This is a genomic window from Citrobacter sp. L55 (assembly GCF_002850715.1).
Classification (GTDB): Bacteria; Pseudomonadota; Gammaproteobacteria; order Enterobacterales; family Enterobacteriaceae; genus Citrobacter; species Citrobacter braakii.
Genome location: NZ_KZ559399.1, coordinates 361,563 through 377,882 on the forward strand (window position 1 = coordinate 361,563; position 16,320 = coordinate 377,882).

Annotated in this window: 14 protein-coding genes; 5 read left to right on the forward strand and 9 right to left on the reverse strand. The window is 53.1% G+C overall.

All coding sequences use genetic code 11. From position 1 onward, the window contains the following. Positions 1 to 337: 337 nt before the first annotated feature. Positions 338 to 853: an outer membrane protein OmpX gene (gene ompX, locus B9P82_RS01770; RefSeq protein ID WP_016152372.1), complete on the forward strand. Its 516-nt coding sequence runs from the start codon at positions 338 to 340 to the stop codon at positions 851 to 853. 63 nt (positions 854 to 916) lie between these two features. On the opposite strand, the gene B9P82_RS01775 is transcribed toward ompX, so the two are convergent. Then, positions 917 to 2,503, reverse strand: a complete 1,587-nt coding sequence (locus B9P82_RS01775; protein WP_101699860.1) for a phosphoethanolamine transferase — start codon at positions 2,501 to 2,503, stop codon at positions 917 to 919. 276 nt (positions 2,504 to 2,779) lie between these two features. Continuing rightward, complete coding sequence (gene mntS, locus B9P82_RS01780) at positions 2,780 to 2,908, reverse strand: manganase accumulation protein MntS (protein WP_016152374.1); 129 nt, start codon at positions 2,906 to 2,908, stop codon at positions 2,780 to 2,782. Between the two features lie 186 nt (positions 2,909 to 3,094). On the opposite strand from mntS, the gene mntR reads away from it, so the two are divergent. Further along, positions 3,095 to 3,568 (forward strand): manganese-binding transcriptional regulator MntR, encoded by a 474-nt coding sequence (gene mntR, locus B9P82_RS01785; protein ID WP_003831586.1) that lies wholly within the window; start codon positions 3,095 to 3,097, stop codon positions 3,566 to 3,568. Further along, positions 3,565 to 4,674 (forward strand): anion transporter, encoded by a 1,110-nt coding sequence (locus B9P82_RS01790; RefSeq protein WP_101699861.1) that lies wholly within the window; start codon positions 3,565 to 3,567, stop codon positions 4,672 to 4,674. Before mntR ends, B9P82_RS01790 begins: the two co-directional genes overlap by 4 nt. 80 nt (positions 4,675 to 4,754) lie before the next feature. Here B9P82_RS01790 and ldtB read toward each other — a convergent pair whose 3' ends face one another. Beyond that, a complete protein-coding gene (gene ldtB, locus B9P82_RS01795) occupies positions 4,755 to 5,675 on the reverse strand; it encodes a L,D-transpeptidase (protein WP_003035268.1) in 921 nt (306 codons plus the stop codon). Between the two features lie 232 nt (positions 5,676 to 5,907). Here ldtB and B9P82_RS01800 point away from each other — a divergent pair, with 232 nt between their 5' ends. Continuing rightward, positions 5,908 to 7,500 carry an ABC-F family ATPase gene (locus B9P82_RS01800; RefSeq protein ID WP_016156073.1) on the forward strand — a complete coding sequence of 531 codons (1,593 nt, stop codon included), beginning with the start codon at positions 5,908 to 5,910 and terminating at the stop codon, positions 7,498 to 7,500. A 143-nt stretch (positions 7,501 to 7,643) separates the two neighbouring features. Here B9P82_RS01800 and B9P82_RS01805 read toward each other — a convergent pair whose 3' ends face one another. From B9P82_RS01805 to B9P82_RS01820, 4 genes are all read right to left on the reverse strand, one after another. Further along, entirely contained in the window at positions 7,644 to 8,906 is a 1,263-nt protein-coding gene (locus B9P82_RS01805) for a DUF1479 domain-containing protein (RefSeq protein ID WP_019076358.1), read from the reverse strand. A gap of 153 nt (positions 8,907 to 9,059) precedes the next feature. Continuing rightward, positions 9,060 to 9,875, reverse strand: a complete 816-nt coding sequence (locus tag B9P82_RS01810) for a Cof-type HAD-IIB family hydrolase (protein ID WP_016156075.1) — start codon at positions 9,873 to 9,875, stop codon at positions 9,060 to 9,062. Between the two features lie 121 nt (positions 9,876 to 9,996). Then, complete coding sequence (locus B9P82_RS01815) at positions 9,997 to 12,429, reverse strand: glycyl radical protein (RefSeq protein WP_101699862.1); 2,433 nt, start codon at positions 12,427 to 12,429, stop codon at positions 9,997 to 9,999. A gap of 5 nt (positions 12,430 to 12,434) precedes the next feature. Beyond that, positions 12,435 to 13,334 carry a glycyl-radical enzyme activating protein gene (locus B9P82_RS01820; RefSeq protein WP_101699863.1) on the reverse strand — a complete coding sequence of 300 codons (900 nt, stop codon included), beginning with the start codon at positions 13,332 to 13,334 and terminating at the stop codon, positions 12,435 to 12,437. A 132-nt stretch (positions 13,335 to 13,466) separates the two neighbouring features. Here B9P82_RS01820 and fsa point away from each other — a divergent pair, with 132 nt between their 5' ends. After that, the gene (gene fsa / locus B9P82_RS01825) at positions 13,467 to 14,129 is read left to right on the forward strand and encodes a fructose-6-phosphate aldolase (protein ID WP_019076360.1); all 663 of its coding nucleotides are present in this window, start codon (positions 13,467 to 13,469) and stop codon (positions 14,127 to 14,129) included. Between the two features lie 119 nt (positions 14,130 to 14,248). On the opposite strand, the gene moeB is transcribed toward fsa, so the two are convergent. Both moeB and moeA read right to left on the reverse strand, forming a co-directional pair. Beyond that, complete coding sequence (moeB, locus tag B9P82_RS01830; protein WP_101699864.1) at positions 14,249 to 14,998, reverse strand: molybdopterin-synthase adenylyltransferase MoeB; 750 nt, start codon at positions 14,996 to 14,998, stop codon at positions 14,249 to 14,251. Then, complete coding sequence (gene moeA, locus B9P82_RS01835; RefSeq protein ID WP_019076362.1) at positions 14,998 to 16,233, reverse strand: molybdopterin molybdotransferase MoeA; 1,236 nt, start codon at positions 16,231 to 16,233, stop codon at positions 14,998 to 15,000. The genes moeB and moeA overlap by 1 nt, the downstream gene beginning before the upstream one ends. Between the last annotated feature and the right edge of the window lie 87 nt (positions 16,234 to 16,320).

Sequence of the window (16,320 nt, forward strand, 5' to 3'; positions counted from 1 at the left end):
TGATGTATAGAAAAGTAAAACAGCGAGTGTAATGGAAATACGCACCGCTGGTTGAGTATTCGTTGAAAAAAAAATTGCTCAGTTCCGTACAATGGCATGAAAGTGATGGATTAATAATCTGTGTGATTAGGAATATTCTGGATGAATGTGCCATATTGTGCGCGCAATAATGGCATTTTAGGTTAGAAAAGTGATGTTAATTGAAAGAGATAGCGGGTTTCTGAAACGTTCTGTTACATGAAAGACCCCGTTAGACATCGCGAATCGCAAAGAGTTTCCCATCAATTTTTGGTATATTTAAAACTTAGGATTTACTTGAAGCACATTTGAGGTGGTTATGAAAAAAATTGCATGTCTTTCAGCACTGGCCGCTGTTCTGGCTTTCTCCGCAGGTACTGCTGTAGCTGCGACTTCTACCGTTACCGGTGGTTACGCTCAGAGCGATGCTCAGGGCGCAGCGAACAAAATGAACGGTTTTAACCTGAAGTATCGCTACGAGCAGGACAGCAACCCGCTGGGTGTTATCGGTTCCTTCACTTACACTGAAAAAGATCGTACCGATGCGTCTGGCGACTACAACAAAACCCAGTACTACGGCATCACTGCTGGCCCGGCTTACCGTCTGAACGACTGGGCAAGCATCTACGGTGTAGTGGGTGTTGGCTACGGTAAATTCCAGAACGCAGCATCCCCGGCTGATAACCACACCACCAGTGACTACGGTTTCTCTTACGGTGCTGGTCTGCAGTTCAACCCGATCGAAAACGTTGCTCTGGACTTCTCCTACGAGCAGAGCCGTATTCGTAGCGTTGACGTTGGCACCTGGATCGCTGGCGTGGGTTACCGCTTCTAATCACTTCGGTGATACAAAAAATCCGCCTCTCGGGGCGGATTTTTTTTGTGCGCAACTCAGAGATTAACGAGATTTGGTCTCAAAGATGTCGGTACCCAGATGGTTGTAGTCCACCTTCTGCAATTTGAAGTTGGTGATGTACACCGGGCCAGCCTTTTTCTCTGAAATAAAGCGATAGCTGTTGGTGATTTCCTTCGCGCTTATCCCCGTCCACTGCGAGAAAAAGCTGAGGAAATCATTGGCGGAGCGACGGGCTTTAATCACCCGGTGCGCTTTATCATCGCTCGACAGCACCATAAATGGTACCTGGAAATTCTGCTGGAATTGATCGTCATGCGCCAGGTACTGCACCTCTTTCCCCCGCTCTTTAAACGCGAGGCCATGATCGGAGAAATAGACCATCGAGAAGCTGTTACCGCTGTTACGTAACTGATCGTAAAGCTGGCGCAGCAGGTCATCCGTCTGCGTCATGGTGTACAGATAGCAAGATGTCTCTTTCGACTGGACGAAAGTCTCGTATTTACCCTGCGTACGGTCGCAGGCCTGCGGATGCGAGCCCATTAAATGCAGCACGATAAGCTGTGGCTGAGTGCGCTCGGTTGCCAGCACCTGGGCGGTCATCTTCAACAACGCTTCGTCACGGGTATTTTTATCCGCTTCGAAATCACCGCTTTTGAGGAACTGAACTTCATCAGCTCGCTTCGCAATGCTGGCGATGGCCGTATCGTATTCACCAATCTGTCCCTGATTGGAGAACCACCACGTCAGGAATCCCGCGCGGTTGGCCAGAGTGACAAAGTTATCCTGGAACTGGGGTTTATTGTCGACCACCCGATTTAGCGTCAGGCCGAGTGATTTTTGTGTCGAACCGCTTGCCGCGATGTAATCCGCGAAGATGTAGCCGTTAACGGAACTGGCAAACGGGGTGTTATCCCAGTGACCGCCAAAAGCACCTAACGCATCGCGGCGGGCGCTTTCGCCGATGACCACCACGTAGGTATGATACTTCGGCTTCACGGCGGTTACCGTCCAGCTGTCTTTCACGCTCGCCAGCTTCGCCATACGCTCTTGTTCGTCGAGCACTTCGTTGTTATTAACGATAACGTCCTTGGCAAAGCGGAAAACCGGATAGCCGGTGTCTTTCAGCTTGAACACGCCGCCCCAGGCCAGGTTTTGCACCGGGGTAACAAAAAACGCGACAACGCTGAACAGCAAACAAATGCTGTCGAACTTATTCCAGCTACGCTGCTGCACCTCTTTTTTACGGCGTACGGCGATAACACCGAGGGCGAAAATAAACACCCCAACCAGATAACTGTACCAGGGGAAGATGGTCAGGATTTCAGTAGACTCTTCCATATTGGTTGAGTGCAGCGCCAGCAAGGTATTGAAGTTCGGCGAACCGTAAGCCTGGCCAAACGGGAAGTACATTGCCGCTACCAGCGAGCAAATGCCAATCAGCACTTTCTGCGCACGCGGCGCGCTGCGCCACAGCAGCATCAATATACAGGTGAAAGCAACGCTATAGAGCAGGCTAAGCGGATAGCCCAGCGCAAGGTTGATCAGCAGAGACTGTAAGAAATAGAGGCCAGTCCACGGACTAATCGCCCGGCTACGAGCAATGATTGAATCTTTGAGGGTTAAATTCATATGCCACTGTTACAAAAACGCCATGTGCTTACCCTGGCGCTAAGGGTCATTGCCTGCCTGAGAGAGCGAGAAGGGGGATAGGGTCCGCATCCGCGAGCCGCAATATATGCAGGGCTGCGAAAAGATAGAGTGTGTGCAAGAGAAGGTCAACTACTACTAAGAAATTGTTTTGCGAGGGGCGTGGCAAAACTGACAAAAAGAAGGGTTATTGGCACGAAAACGATCACCGTATCCGAGTTACGGCAGGAAAATAAAGCGGCGTGCCGCGACGCCGCATTATTTATCTGCAGGTTTATCCTGCTCTGGTTTGCTGTTAATCATGTCGCACAGCATAGAGATCAGCATTAACCGTACTTTAAAGGGAGAGTGGCTAAACACGCGTATACACCTCTTAAATTCATTCATATAAACCTCCTGACTTCACGATCCCATCAGTCCTTGAGGGATGTCTTTATTATATACAGATATAGCACAGGCTATATTATATAGCTATTGCTAAAACGTTAATTTTTTGTGCCCACGCAACTCTGGTTTACAATGAGCGTTCTCTAATCAGATGCCGTTAACGCGTCACAGTAACGAGGAAGCAGAATGAGTCGTCGCGCAGGTATGCCAACAACAAAAAAAGTGACGCAATTGGTGAATGTCGAAGAACACGTTGAAGGATTTCGTCAGGTCCGGGAGGCACATCGCCGTGAGCTGATTGATGACTACGTAGAGCTGATTTCCGATCTCATTATTGAGGTGGGTGAAGCGCGCCAGGTCGATATGGCCGCACGGCTTGGGGTTTCCCAGCCGACGGTTGCTAAAATGCTTAAGCGTCTTGCTTCAGTTGGGTTGATTGAAATGATCCCCTGGCGGGGCGTTTTTTTAACCGCAGAGGGTGAGCGACTGGCTCAGGAGAGTCGGGAGCGTCACCAGATTGTGGAGAACTTCCTGCTGATGTTAGGTATCAGCCCGGAAATTGCCCGTCGCGACGCGGAGGGAATGGAGCATCACGTCAGTAAGGAAACGCTGGAGGCTTTTAGCCGGTTTACGCAACAGCAAGGCACAGGCTCTGAATGAGTTTTCCTTTACTACGCGCCTTACAGCGCGATCGCTTTTTTCAGCTGTTAATCATCGTCGGGGTTGTACTGAGCCTGTTCGTGCCATTTACGCCAAGGTCGTGGCCGGGGGCGATAGACTGGCACACGATTATTACACTTAGCGGCCTGATGTTACTGACCAAAGGCGTGGAGCTAAGCGGTTACTTCGATGTGTTAGGGCGCAAGATGACCCGGCGCTTTAACACCGAACGTCAATTGGCGATATTTATGGTGCTGGCGGCGGCGCTGCTGTCGACGTTTCTGACCAACGATGTTGCGCTGTTTATTGTTGTTCCGCTGACGATCACCCTGAAAAAATTGTGCGCCATTCCTGTAAATCGCCTGATTATCTTTGAGGCGCTGGCGGTAAACGCCGGATCGTTGCTCACGCCAATAGGTAATCCGCAAAACATTCTGATGTGGGGACGCTCCGGCTTATCGTTTACCGCGTTTACCTGGCAGATGGCGCCGCTTGCGGGGACCATGATGCTGACGCTGGTGGTGCTGTGCTGGTTGAGTTTCCCGCATAAAGCATTGCATTATCATACCGGTACGCGCGCACCTGACTGGCAACCGCGCCTGGTGTGGAGCTGTCTGGGGCTGTATATCATTTTCCTGGTGGCACTGGAGTTAAAACAAGAGCTGTGGGGCCTGGCGATCGTCGCGGTAGGATTCATGGTGCTGGCTCGCCGCGTGATCCTCAGCGTGGATTGGACGCTGCTGTTGGTGTTTATGGCGATGTTCATTGATGTGCACTTGCTGACGCAACTCCCGGCCTTGCAGGAGATTACCCACCAGATTGGCACGCTTTCAGCGCCGGGGCTTTGGTTGACGGCCATTGGCCTGTCGCAGTTTATCAGTAATGTTCCCAGCACGATTTTGCTGCTGAACTACGTCCCGCCAACGCTGCTGCTGGCCTGGGCGGTCAATGTGGGCGGTTTTGGGTTGTTGCCGGGATCGCTGGCGAATCTTATTGCTTTACGGATGGCAAACGATCGACGGATCTGGTGGCGTTTTCATTGGTATTCGGTGCCGATGCTGATATGGGCGGCGCTGGTAGGGTATGGTTTATTGCAGGTGATGTAAGGATTGTGCCCGATGGGGCTGGCGCTTATCGGGCCTACAGGTTAAGTAGGCCCGATAAGGCGAAAGGGCAGTTTTGATGCTTAGTTCAGACGAACCGGCATACCTGAACGGTTCTGTACCGCCTGCTCAACGACGGCCTGATCGACGTCAGACTGACCGGTGATGCTGGTAATGCTCTTGTTCAGCGTAATCGGTACGATTTCCCCGCCTTCGAACTGTGCTTCAGTGGTAGACAGTGGGTTGTGTACCTCGATGTAACGGCTGCCGTCTGGTTCAGTCGTGGCTTTTACCGGCTCATCGATAAACTGTACGCGGGTGCCGACCGGTACATTTTCAAACAGGAATTTGATGTCGTCGTTACGCAGACGCACGCAACCGTGGCTGACGCGTAAGCCGACGCCGAAGTTAGCATTGGTGCCGTGGATGGCGTACAGGCGACCGATATACAGCGCGTACAGGCCCATCGGGTTATCCGGACCTGCCGGAACAACAGCTGGCAGTGGTTCGCCCGCAGCGCGGTATTCCGCATGCATTTTTGCCGTTGGCGTCCAGGTTGGGCCCGCTTTTTTACGTTCTACTTTGGTGGTCCAGTTGATTGGCGTGTCTTTGCCCAACTGGCCAATACCGATCGGCAGAACAATAACGGTGTTGGTGCCTTTCGGGTAGTAGTACAGACGCATTTCAGCGCTGTTAATAACAATACCTTCATGCACGGTATCCGGCAGGATCAATTGCTGAGGTATGTTCAGGACGGTGCCGCCCTTCGGCAGGAAGGTATCCACGCCCGGGTTGGCTTCCAGCATATTAGACAGACCCATCTGATACTCCGCCGCAAAATACTCCAGCGGTTGGGTGTTGCCTTCAGGAATAGTGATGACCTGGTTTTGGCCGATCAAACGGCTGCCATCGGTAGGCAGCGGGTACGTGACGGCAGAAGCGGTGTTACAAAAACCAACTATTGCGAGTGCCGCCGCGAAAAGCGTTGTTAATTTCATATTCATGTTCATGTATGCGAGATTCAGTGCCAGGCAGGCTAGTGGGTTGAGATTTATGTAGTGTTGGGCACGCATTATATGTGCAATCTGAGCAACAAGGAATTCGGATGTGTACTAAATCACATTTTTTTCCTTTTGCTTTCACTTTATCCCTTCAGCATCAAGGCGCGATCTTATTGCAGACTTATGGCATAATAAGCGGTTCGTCACATATTTCTTTCTCTTTCAGGATACGCCAGTGTTAGTTTCCAGCAACGTCACCATGCAGTTCGGCAGTAAGCCGCTGTTTGAAAATATTTCCGTCAAATTTGGCGGCGGCAACCGTTACGGCCTGATTGGCGCGAACGGTAGCGGTAAATCCACTTTTATGAAAATTCTCGGCGGCGACCTCGAACCGACGCTGGGCAACGTTTCCCTCGATCCGAACGAGCGTATTGGTAAGCTGCGTCAGGATCAGTTCGCCTTTGAAGAGTTCACCGTGCTTGACACCGTGATCATGGGTCACGGTGAACTGTGGGAAGTAAAGCAGGAGCGCGATCGCATTTACGCCCTGGCCGAAATGAGCGAAGAAGACGGCTATAAAGTTGCTGACCTTGAAGTTCAGTATGGCGAAATGGACGGCTACTCTGCGGAAGCGCGTGCGGGTGAATTGCTGCTGGGCGTAGGTATTCCGGTAGAACAGCATTATGGCCCGATGAGCGAAGTAGCCCCCGGCTGGAAGCTGCGTGTGCTTCTGGCACAGGCGCTGTTCTCTAACCCGGACATTCTGCTGCTCGACGAACCAACGAACAACCTGGATATCGACACCATCCGCTGGCTGGAGCAGACGCTGAACGAGCGTGACAGCACCATGATCATCATTTCGCATGACCGTCACTTCCTGAACATGGTCTGTACGCACATGGCGGATCTGGACTACGGCGAACTGCGTGTTTATCCGGGTAACTACGACGAATATATGACGGCGGCAACCCAGGCGCGTGAACGTCTGCTGGCCGATAACGCCAAGAAGAAAGCGCAGATTGCCGATCTGCAATCCTTCGTCAGCCGCTTTAGCGCCAACGCATCTAAATCTCGTCAGGCGACTTCTCGTGCGCGTCAGATTGATAAGATCAAGCTTGACGAAGTGAAGGCGTCCAGCCGTCAGAACCCGTTCATCCGCTTCGAACAGGATAAGAAACTGTTCCGTAACGCGCTGGAAGTGGAAGCGCTGACGAAAGGGTTTGATGAAGGTCCGTTATTTAAGAACTTTAACCTGCTGCTGGAAGTCGGTGAGAAAATTGCCATTCTGGGTGCCAACGGCGTGGGTAAATCAACCATGCTGAAGACGCTGGTCGGCGAATTACAGCCGGATAACGGTACCGTGAAATGGTCTGAAAACGCCCAGGTTGGTTACTACGCGCAGGATCACGAGTACGAATTCGAAAACGATCTGACGGTCTTCGAGTGGATGAGTCAGTGGAAACAGGAAGGCGATGATGAGCAGGTAGTACGTAGCTTCCTTGGTCGCTTGCTGTTCAGCCAGGACGATATCAAGAAACCTGCTAAAGTGCTGTCCGGTGGTGAAAAAGGACGCATGCTGTTCGGTAAGCTGATGATGCAGAAACCGAATATCCTGGTAATGGATGAACCGACCAACCACCTGGATATGGAATCTATCGAATCGCTGAACATGGCGCTGGAAATGTACCAGGGCACGCTGATCTTCGTTTCTCACGACCGTGAGTTCGTCAGTTCGTTGGCAACCCGCGTGATTGAAATTACGCCGGAACGCGTAATCGACTTCACCGGTAACTACGAAGATTACCTGCGTAGCAAGGGCGTCGAATAATTTTCCCGTCGTCTTTCGTGTTACAGGTGTGTTGGCTGCACCTGTACACCCCGGTCACTTACTTGTGTAAGCTTGCGGGGATTTACAGGCTGGCCGCCTTCCTGTAACGCGAAATACTTAGGGAAACTTGTGTAAGTTATAGATTAAATAATCCCCAGCGCACGCTTGCCATGGATATTCAAATCATCCAGCGTGAAGCGTCCTTCCCAGTGAGTTTCATAATCCTCGCGTGGGAAATCACCCGGCGATACGCCTTTTTCCAGCGCGGCCTTCACTTTATGGGCGTAGGCCAGATTCTTTTCGCACATCGGTGCGGCAGGGATGTACATCACGTTGCCCCAACCCTGCTGATTTTCTACCGGCGCGACGGAGTGGATCACATCGCAATGCCACCAGACGGAGTCTCCGGCGTCCAGTTGCGGAATGCTGGTTAACGCTTCAATCAGCAGCGGATGCCATTGCGCAGAAATCGGCAGAACTCTGCCGGGCGCAACGCCGCAAAGTTCATCTTCCGGCACATCGTCAAGCAATGGACGTAACAGTACCCAGGCCATCGCTTCAGGGATAGGGACCACGTGCAACAACCCCTGACCTGGCAGCATATCAGAGAGAGCAGTCCAGCCCTGGAAGGTACGGAATACTGAACATTTGGTGGTGTTATCCACCGTGTACTCTTCTACTTCAGTGCGATGCGCGGCCTGCCACGGGTCGTAATCTTCCAGCTTACCATTGAAAACATTAGCAAAGACCTGCTGATATGCCGGCAGAAGCCAGCGTTCCAGCGCGCCGGAATCCGTATGCGCGCCCAGCCCTTTGGATGTCGTTCCCGGTGGACGACGGCGTATGCGGTCGGGGTAGATAACGCTGACATCCGGGTTAAACCATTGCTTACCTTCGCCTGCAAATGTCCAAAGACGGTTGAGAAATGACTGCGCATTTGCCATTTCTTCACTCTGACGGGCCTGCATCTGCGCCTGGGACCAGTAGATGGGGTAGATTTCAGGTCGCGACGCGCTCAGGGTACCAAAGAAATTATCGCCCGGTCCTTGGTAAACGTCGTCAAAATGGTTGCGGTCCAGATAGTCCAGCATTGACCTATCCCAATCGAGGGCTTGTTCGCGAGAGAAATGGCCTTTAATGACCGCGCATCCGCGACGCTTAATTTCTTCACGCTGCTCAGCGCTCACGCGACCCGCCTTGATATCCGCATAGGACAACACAGGCCATACCGGAGAGCCTTGCGCTTTGAGGGCGTTGATTTCCGCCACGCGATTAGCAATGGCCTCGCTCAACTGATTGAAAATCGACTGAACATCTCCAAGCTGTTCACGCAATTGCTTTTTCATCTGCCGGATTGCCGCTTTGTGATCGGTGGGCAACGTGTCGCTGGTAAAAGTAAAAGCCATATCCACCTCGCATTAACTTTCATTCGAAACTTGTTTAACTTACAGGTGATAATATAAGTTAAAATTTAGTTAACGCAAGTTTAAAATTTGATGGTGTGAGAAACATGAAAAAGCGTGGAAACCGGGGCAAGGGGATACCCCGGTTGGGCAGGATTAGCAATTAAAAGGGGAAGTGTTATCCAGCACCGCCTGAATCACGTTCAGCGCGCCCTGATGGTTATTGTCGTCGGTCTGATAGCGGGCAATCGATTTGATACTCTCTGCCGCGTTGGCCATGGCGAAAGAGTAGCGCGCCATTTTCAGCATTTCTGCGTCATTGCCGCTATCGCCAATGGCGACCACGTTTTGCGGGGACAGGTTCCAGCGCTTTAGCAGACGGCTGATTCCGTTGGCTTTATGCAAACCAGGAATGATCAGGTCGATAAACCCAAAGCCGCTGGTGACGGGCTTCATTATACCGTCAAGGGCAGAATGAAGGTGATCGATCACTAATGGGATTTGTTGGTCCGGTAAATTCAGCGAGAACTTGAACAGCACATCATCGATGTCCTGATAATCCTTCACGGGTTTCAGGCGATGGTAGTGTTTTGACATCAATGCGACAAAGGACTCGGGGGCATTTTCGCTAACGTAGGCGCTTTGCAGGCCGCAAGCCACAAAGTTGAGATGCGTATCTTTGAGCAGTTCGCCAATGACAATGCGGGATTCGTGGCGGGTCAGCTCACCGTGAAACAGCTGTTTGCCATGTTCAAAGACTAACGCCCCGTTCTCGGCAACAAAAGAGATCTCATCTTTGAGTTCCGGGAAAAAGGAGATCAGTTGGTAATACTGATTGCCGCTGGCCACGACAAATTCAATATCCCGTTTTTTCAGTTCCTGATACTGCGCCATAAAACGTGCATGATCGTATTTTTTGGCGTCGTCGAGAAAAGTTCCGTCCATATCGGTGACGATAACTTTGATGGTCATACTTGCTCCTGGCTCATAACTGCGACCAGAAACATTTTAATAACAATGTGAGCTAAAGCACAAATTTATTTCATTCGAAAGAAGAATACCCGGCAAGCGAAATGCCGCCGGGTAAGGGGGATTACAGCATATGTTCAGTACGTGCGATGATATCGTCCTGCGCATCTGGAGACAGCGCGGTGAAGAAGGCCGAATAACCTGCTACACGGACCACCAGGTCACGATACTGATCCGGGTGCTTTTTGGCTTCCAGCAGCGTTTCACGGGAGACAATGTTGTATTGAATATGCCAGCCTTTGTGCTCCTCAAAGAAGGTACGCAGCAGGATCATCAGCTTTTTCTTATCGGATTCATTCTCCAGCGTGGCCGGGTTCAGCTTCTGGTTTAACAACACGCCGCCGAGGATTGAACCGGTCGGCAGTTTACCCACCGAGCCAATTACCGCTGTTGGGCCGAGATGGTCCGTTCCGGAAGCCGGGCTTGCGCCTTCTGCCAGCGGAGTGTGCGCCTTACGACCATCCGGTGTGGCCATCGTTGCCGCGCCAAACGGTACGTTTGCGGAGATCGATGAGGTACCCGCGTAGTAATTGCCGCCAACCGGGCCACGTCCATAACGCGGATTATGATACTGTTTCAACTCATTGATATAGGTCTGATAAGCACGAGCCAGCAGCGTATCAACGCTATCGTCATCGTTACCGTATTTCGGTGCGCCGTTGATCAGCCGCTGGCGTAATTGTTCGTGGCTCAGACCGTCAAAATCGTCGGCCAGCGCGGCGGCCAGTTGCTGCTGACCGATAGCGCCTTGTTCAAAGACCAGTTTCTTCACCGCAGCCAGGCTATTGCCGAGGTTGGCAATACCCACCTGCAAACCCGATACCCAGTCGTATTTCGCGCCGCCTTGCTTAATGCTTTTCGCGCGTTCAATACAGTCATCTACCAGCGCAGAGCACAGAATATCGTGTACGTTCTCTTCCAGCATGGTGTCGACAACATACTCAATTTCGATAGATTTACGCGTGTAGTAGCGAATCTGCGCATCCCAGGCATCCATCACTTCGTCGAAATTGTTGAAGTTACCAGCCGAGAGCGCTTTTTCCTGTGGCAGAAATACTTTACCGCTGGTGGCATCGCGACCACCTTCCAGCGCTGCCAGCATCACGCGGGCAAAGTTAATAAAGCTCATACCGGTACAGCGGTAGCCCCATTTGCCGCCAACAGCGGTTTCGATGCAACCAATGGCCGCATAGTCATAGGCGTCCTGCGGTTCAATGCCAAGCTTAATGAATTCAGGTATGACGATTTCGTCGTTATTAAAGGCAGGCATCCCGAAGCCGCAGCGGATCACCTGTACACAGGCATCCAGGAAATCATTACTCATCCCTGCATGATAACGCACGCTCAGGTTTGGCTGAGTAGAACGCAGGCGACCGCAGGATTCCAGAATAGCGTAGGAGAGCGGATTGACGGCATCCATTGCCTGACCGTTAACCAGGTTTTGGCCACCAATGGTCACGTTCTGATACAGCGGGCTACCCGCCGAGGCTTTCGAATGGGAGCCGGAGCGGATTTTGTTCACTTCCAGCAGTTTCAGCCAGCAGCTGTGCAGCAGCTCAATGGCGTGCTCACGATCGAGGCTTTGGTTCAGTTCTACGTCACGACGGTAGAACGGATAGAGGTACTGATCCATGCGACCAAACGACACTGAGTGACCATTTGATTCAATTTGCAGGATCAACTGGATGAAATAGCACAACTGCAGCGCCTGCCAGAACGTTTTTGGCGGCTCATGGGCGATCACATCGCAGTTGTCCGCCATGGTCAGCAGTTCATCACGACGACTGGCGCGAGTTTCCGTGGCCGCCATTTTACGTGCCAGCGTGGCAAAGCGCTCAATGTGCAGACTGACGGCCTCCAGCACGATATCAATCGCTTTCAGAAACTGATCGCCATGGAGGTCTTCCAGACATGTCAGATTGATGCGGGAACGACGTTCATCAACTTTGTGGCGCAGGCCGTCGAGACCTTTTTCCAGCAGCAGCGGGAAGTTTACCGCCAGGTGTGCGTCACCGGAGGTCATGTTACCTTCGGCTTTGATAATGCCGGTTTCCAGCAGCCCTTTCTGCTCGTCCGTAAACATCCCGTAGCAGCGATCCTGCACGGTCTGACCACGCCACCATGGACACACCTCGTGCAACACGCGTTTGTTCTCTTCGCTTACCGCAAAGCCCGCGCCCGGCCTGTCGGCGAGGTCATCGATCTCTTTTTCAATCCACGACACGGTGTATTCCGGGAAGATTGGCGCGGCACGCACTTCGCTTGCCTGGTTACCAATGATCAGTTCGTCATGCTTGATCCAGATGGTGCGTTCCGCCAGATGATGGGCCAGCGCCAGCGCGCGGCGAACCGGGATAGGTTTATCCAGATGCTGTTGATACATCTCGGTATAGTGCTGGGCGCGCTCGGTACAAACCGGCGGCTTCACGATGTGGATCAGGGCCGTTTTATGCGCTTTGATACGGTCGCTGAGTGTGTCCAGTTTCAGAGTAGTCATGGCGATTATCCTCGTAGGGTCGCGGTTAAACCTTTCAGGCTGGCGTACTGCTGGGCAAATTCGAGCAGCGCAGGCGCATCAAGCGGTTTATCCGGTGCGTTGTAGGGTTGACTGAGTAAGTGGTATTTGTTGATGCCCAGCGTGTGGTAGGGCAAAAAATGGATCTCATCGACGTGAAGCTCGTCGGCAGCAAAGTCGGTAATGGCCTGAATAGCGGCTTCGTCAGCGTTGAACCCCTGAATCAGGGGGACGCGGATAACCATTCTTTTACCGGCGGCGGCCAGTTTTTTCAGATTTTCCAGTACGCGAGAGGCGCTGCCATCGGTCCACTGTTTAAACGGCGCGTCGGCGACATGTTTTAAATCGGCCAGGAACAGGTCGACGTCAGGTAATGACGGTTCAATATACTTCCACGGGACATGCAGACAGGTTTCAACCGCTGTATGAATACCTGCATCGTGGCTGGCTTTGAGCAGCGCTGCCGCCAGTTCTGGCTGCATAAAGGGTTCACCGCCAGACAGGGTGAGGCCCCCGCCGCTGCGATCGTAAAACGGTTTATCACGCACTACGGTCGCCATGATGTCGTCCACGCTTTTTTCCTCTCCGCAGACGGTCAGCGCCTGGGTTGGACAGCAGTGGGTCAGCGCTGTGAGCGCATCATCGGTCAGTTTTTCGCGATGAATCAGCAATCCGCTCAGCGCGCGTTCAATCACCTTCGGTGCGGCCTGAGCACAGAGATCGCAACCGTCGAGGCACAAACGCGCGTCATAGAGCATATCCTGCGTGCGGGCGCGGCTTTCCGGATTCTGGCACCACCGACAGCCCAGTGAGCATCCCTTAAGGAACACCACGGTACGGATACCGGGACCATCATGTGTGGAATAGCGCTGGATATTGAAAATCATAAGCGGCCTCTCGTCTTTCGTATGAAGATTAAATTACTTTCGAATGAAAGTTATATTGACGTACGTCAACTAACCGTGAGGTTTCGCCGTGCTACCTTTTATTCATGCTAATTATTCGTTTGAGGAAAGGTTATGGAACTCTATTTAGATACGTCTGACGTTGACGCGGTAAAAGCTCTGGCGCGTGTTTTTCCGCTGGCAGGGGTGACCACTAACCCAAGCATTGTGGCGGCAGGTAAGCAGACGCTGGACGTGTTACTGCCGCAACTGCAGGAAGCGATGGGAGGGCAAGGACGCCTGTTTGCTCAGGTAATGGCGACCACCGCCGAAGGCATGGTCAGCGATGCGCGTAAGCTGCGGGCAATCATTGCGGATATCGTGGTCAAAGTGCCGGTCACGGCAGAAGGTCTGACGGCCATTAAATTGCTGAAAGAAGAGGGGATCCCGACGTTGGGTACCGCGGTATACGGCGCTGCTCAAGGGCTATTAGCTGCGCTTGCGGGGGCCGAATACGTTGCGCCATACGTTAACCGTGTGGATGCGCAGGGGGGGGACGGCATTCAGACGGTGACCGATCTGCAGACCTTACTGAAAATGCATGCCCCGCACGCCAAAGTACTGGCCGCCAGTTTTAAAACGCCGCGTCAGGCGCTGGATTGCCTGCTGGCAGGCTGCGAGTCCATCACGCTGCCGCTGGATGTCGCTCAGCAGATGATTAGCTCTCCGGCCGTTGATGCTGCCGTAGCGAAGTTCGAGCACGACTGGCAGAGCGCATTTGGACGCACTTCTCTGTAAGTCTGTTTTGCCGGATGGCGGCTGACACCTTATCCGGCCTACACAATGCGCTGTTGTAGGCCAGACAGGAGGCGTTAGCATCGCCCTCTGGCAATAGTGTGGTGCCGACGATTTCTCTGCTAACTCCCGCAGACCTCACAGGTGGGATTGCGCATCAGCTTCATTTCGCGAAACTGGCAGGTCATGGCGTCGTACATGACGATTTTTCCTGACGCCGGTTTACCGTAGTTAGCCAGCAGCTTAATGGCTTCCATCGCCTGTAACGAGCCGATCACGCCGATCAGCGGGGCCATCACTCCGGCCTCTACGCAGGTCAGGGCGTTTTCACCGAACAGACGGCTCAGGCAACGGTAGCAGGGCTCTCCTTCCTGGTAGGTAAATACGGTAATTTGTCCTTCCATGCGAATTGCCGCACCGGAAACCAGCGGAATCCTGGCGGCGAAGCATCCGGCATTCAACTGATTGCGGATGCTGACATTATCCGTACAGTCCAGCACCAAATCGTGTTCGGCGATAAGTGCGTGAATCTCGCTCTCGTCCAGCAGCGCATTCACCGGCGTAATGGCGATATAAGGGTTAATCCGCGCCAGTGCGTCGCGGGCGGATAGCACTTTTGGCTGTCCAACGGTCGCATCGCTGTGCAGCGTCTGGCGCTGGAGGTTCGACACGGAGACTGTGTCAAAGTCGAGCAAGGTTAAATGCCCGACGCCAGCGCCTGCAAGGTACTGAGTTGCTGCGCATCCCAGTCCCCCCACACCAACGACCAGTACCCGCGCGTCCTTGAGCGCTTCCTGACCTTCGAAATCGAAGCCGCGCAGAATGATTTGCCGGTTATAGCGCATCATCTCCTGGTCGCTGAGTTCTGCCATTACAGGCCTCCAAACAGTGCGTTAAACGGCTCGACCTCAACCCATTCGCCGGCTTCGACGTTACCGCGATCGCGCTCCAGCACGATAAAACAGTTACCCTGGCTAAAAGAGCTAAAAATATGCGAGCCCTGGTGCCCGGTCGTGGTGACTTCCAGTTCGCCTTCAGCGGTACGCTGCAATACGCCGCGCTGAAAATCCAGACGGCCAGGTGTTTTCTTCAGGCGTGAGGCGGTGCGCACGCGCTGGCGAGGCGGCAGTCCACAGGCGGTGTTGCCGCTGAGTTTCGCCAGGAGCGGTTGTACCAGTTGATAGAAGGTGAGGGCCGCAGACACTGGATTACCCGGCAGACCGCAAAACCAGCTGTTGCTCAGTTTGCCAAACGCGAACGGTTTGCCCGGTTTGATGGCCAGCTTCCAGAAGGCAATTTCTCCCAGCTCTTCCAGAATAGTTTTAGTGTAATCCGCTTCGCCTACTGAAACGCCGCCGGAGCTGATGACGACATCGGCCTGGCTGTCGGCTTCGATAAACGCGGCACGCAGCGCGTTGGGATCGTCGCGAATAATCCCCAGGTTGATCACTTCGCAGCCCAACTGTTGCAGCATCAGGTGAACGGTCAGACGGTTAGTGTCATAAATCTGCCCGTCTCCCAGCGGCTGACCTGGTAACTGCAGTTCATCACCGGTGGAGAACAGCGCCACGCGGACTTTGCGCACAACGGGAGCATCGGCAACACCGAGCGAAGCCAGAACGGGAAGCTCGGCGGTTGTCAGGCGAGTCCCGGCGGGAAACACCACCGCGCCGTTTGCAATATCTTCACCGCGCAGACGAATATTTTGCCCGCGGCGGACTTCGGCGGTAAAACGCACCCCGTCGTCAGTTTGTTCCGTTTGCTCCTGCATCACCACCGCTTCACAACCAGCAGGTACCGGGGCGCCGGTCATAATACGGATGCAGGTTCCCGCAGGCCACTCGCCATGGAAAGGCTGACCGGCAAAGGCTTTACCCGCCACAGCAAGCGGCTGATCAGATTGTAAATCGGCTAATCGTACCGCATAGCCATCCATTGCCGAGTTATCGAATCCCGGTACATCAATGGGGGAGACAACGTCGGTGGCCAGAATGCGGCCAAAGCATTGAACCAGCGGCAGCGTTTCGACGGCGGTGAGCGGGGTAATACGCGAAAGCATCTGAGAGAGAGCCGTTTCAAGCGGCATCAGTCCGGCGGTAAATTCCATGAGAAGACTCCTGCGGGGCAAAATCGAATCTGCTCATTATGTCAGAAAATGGACGCGGGCAGTATGCTACCTCAGGCTTAGAATCAG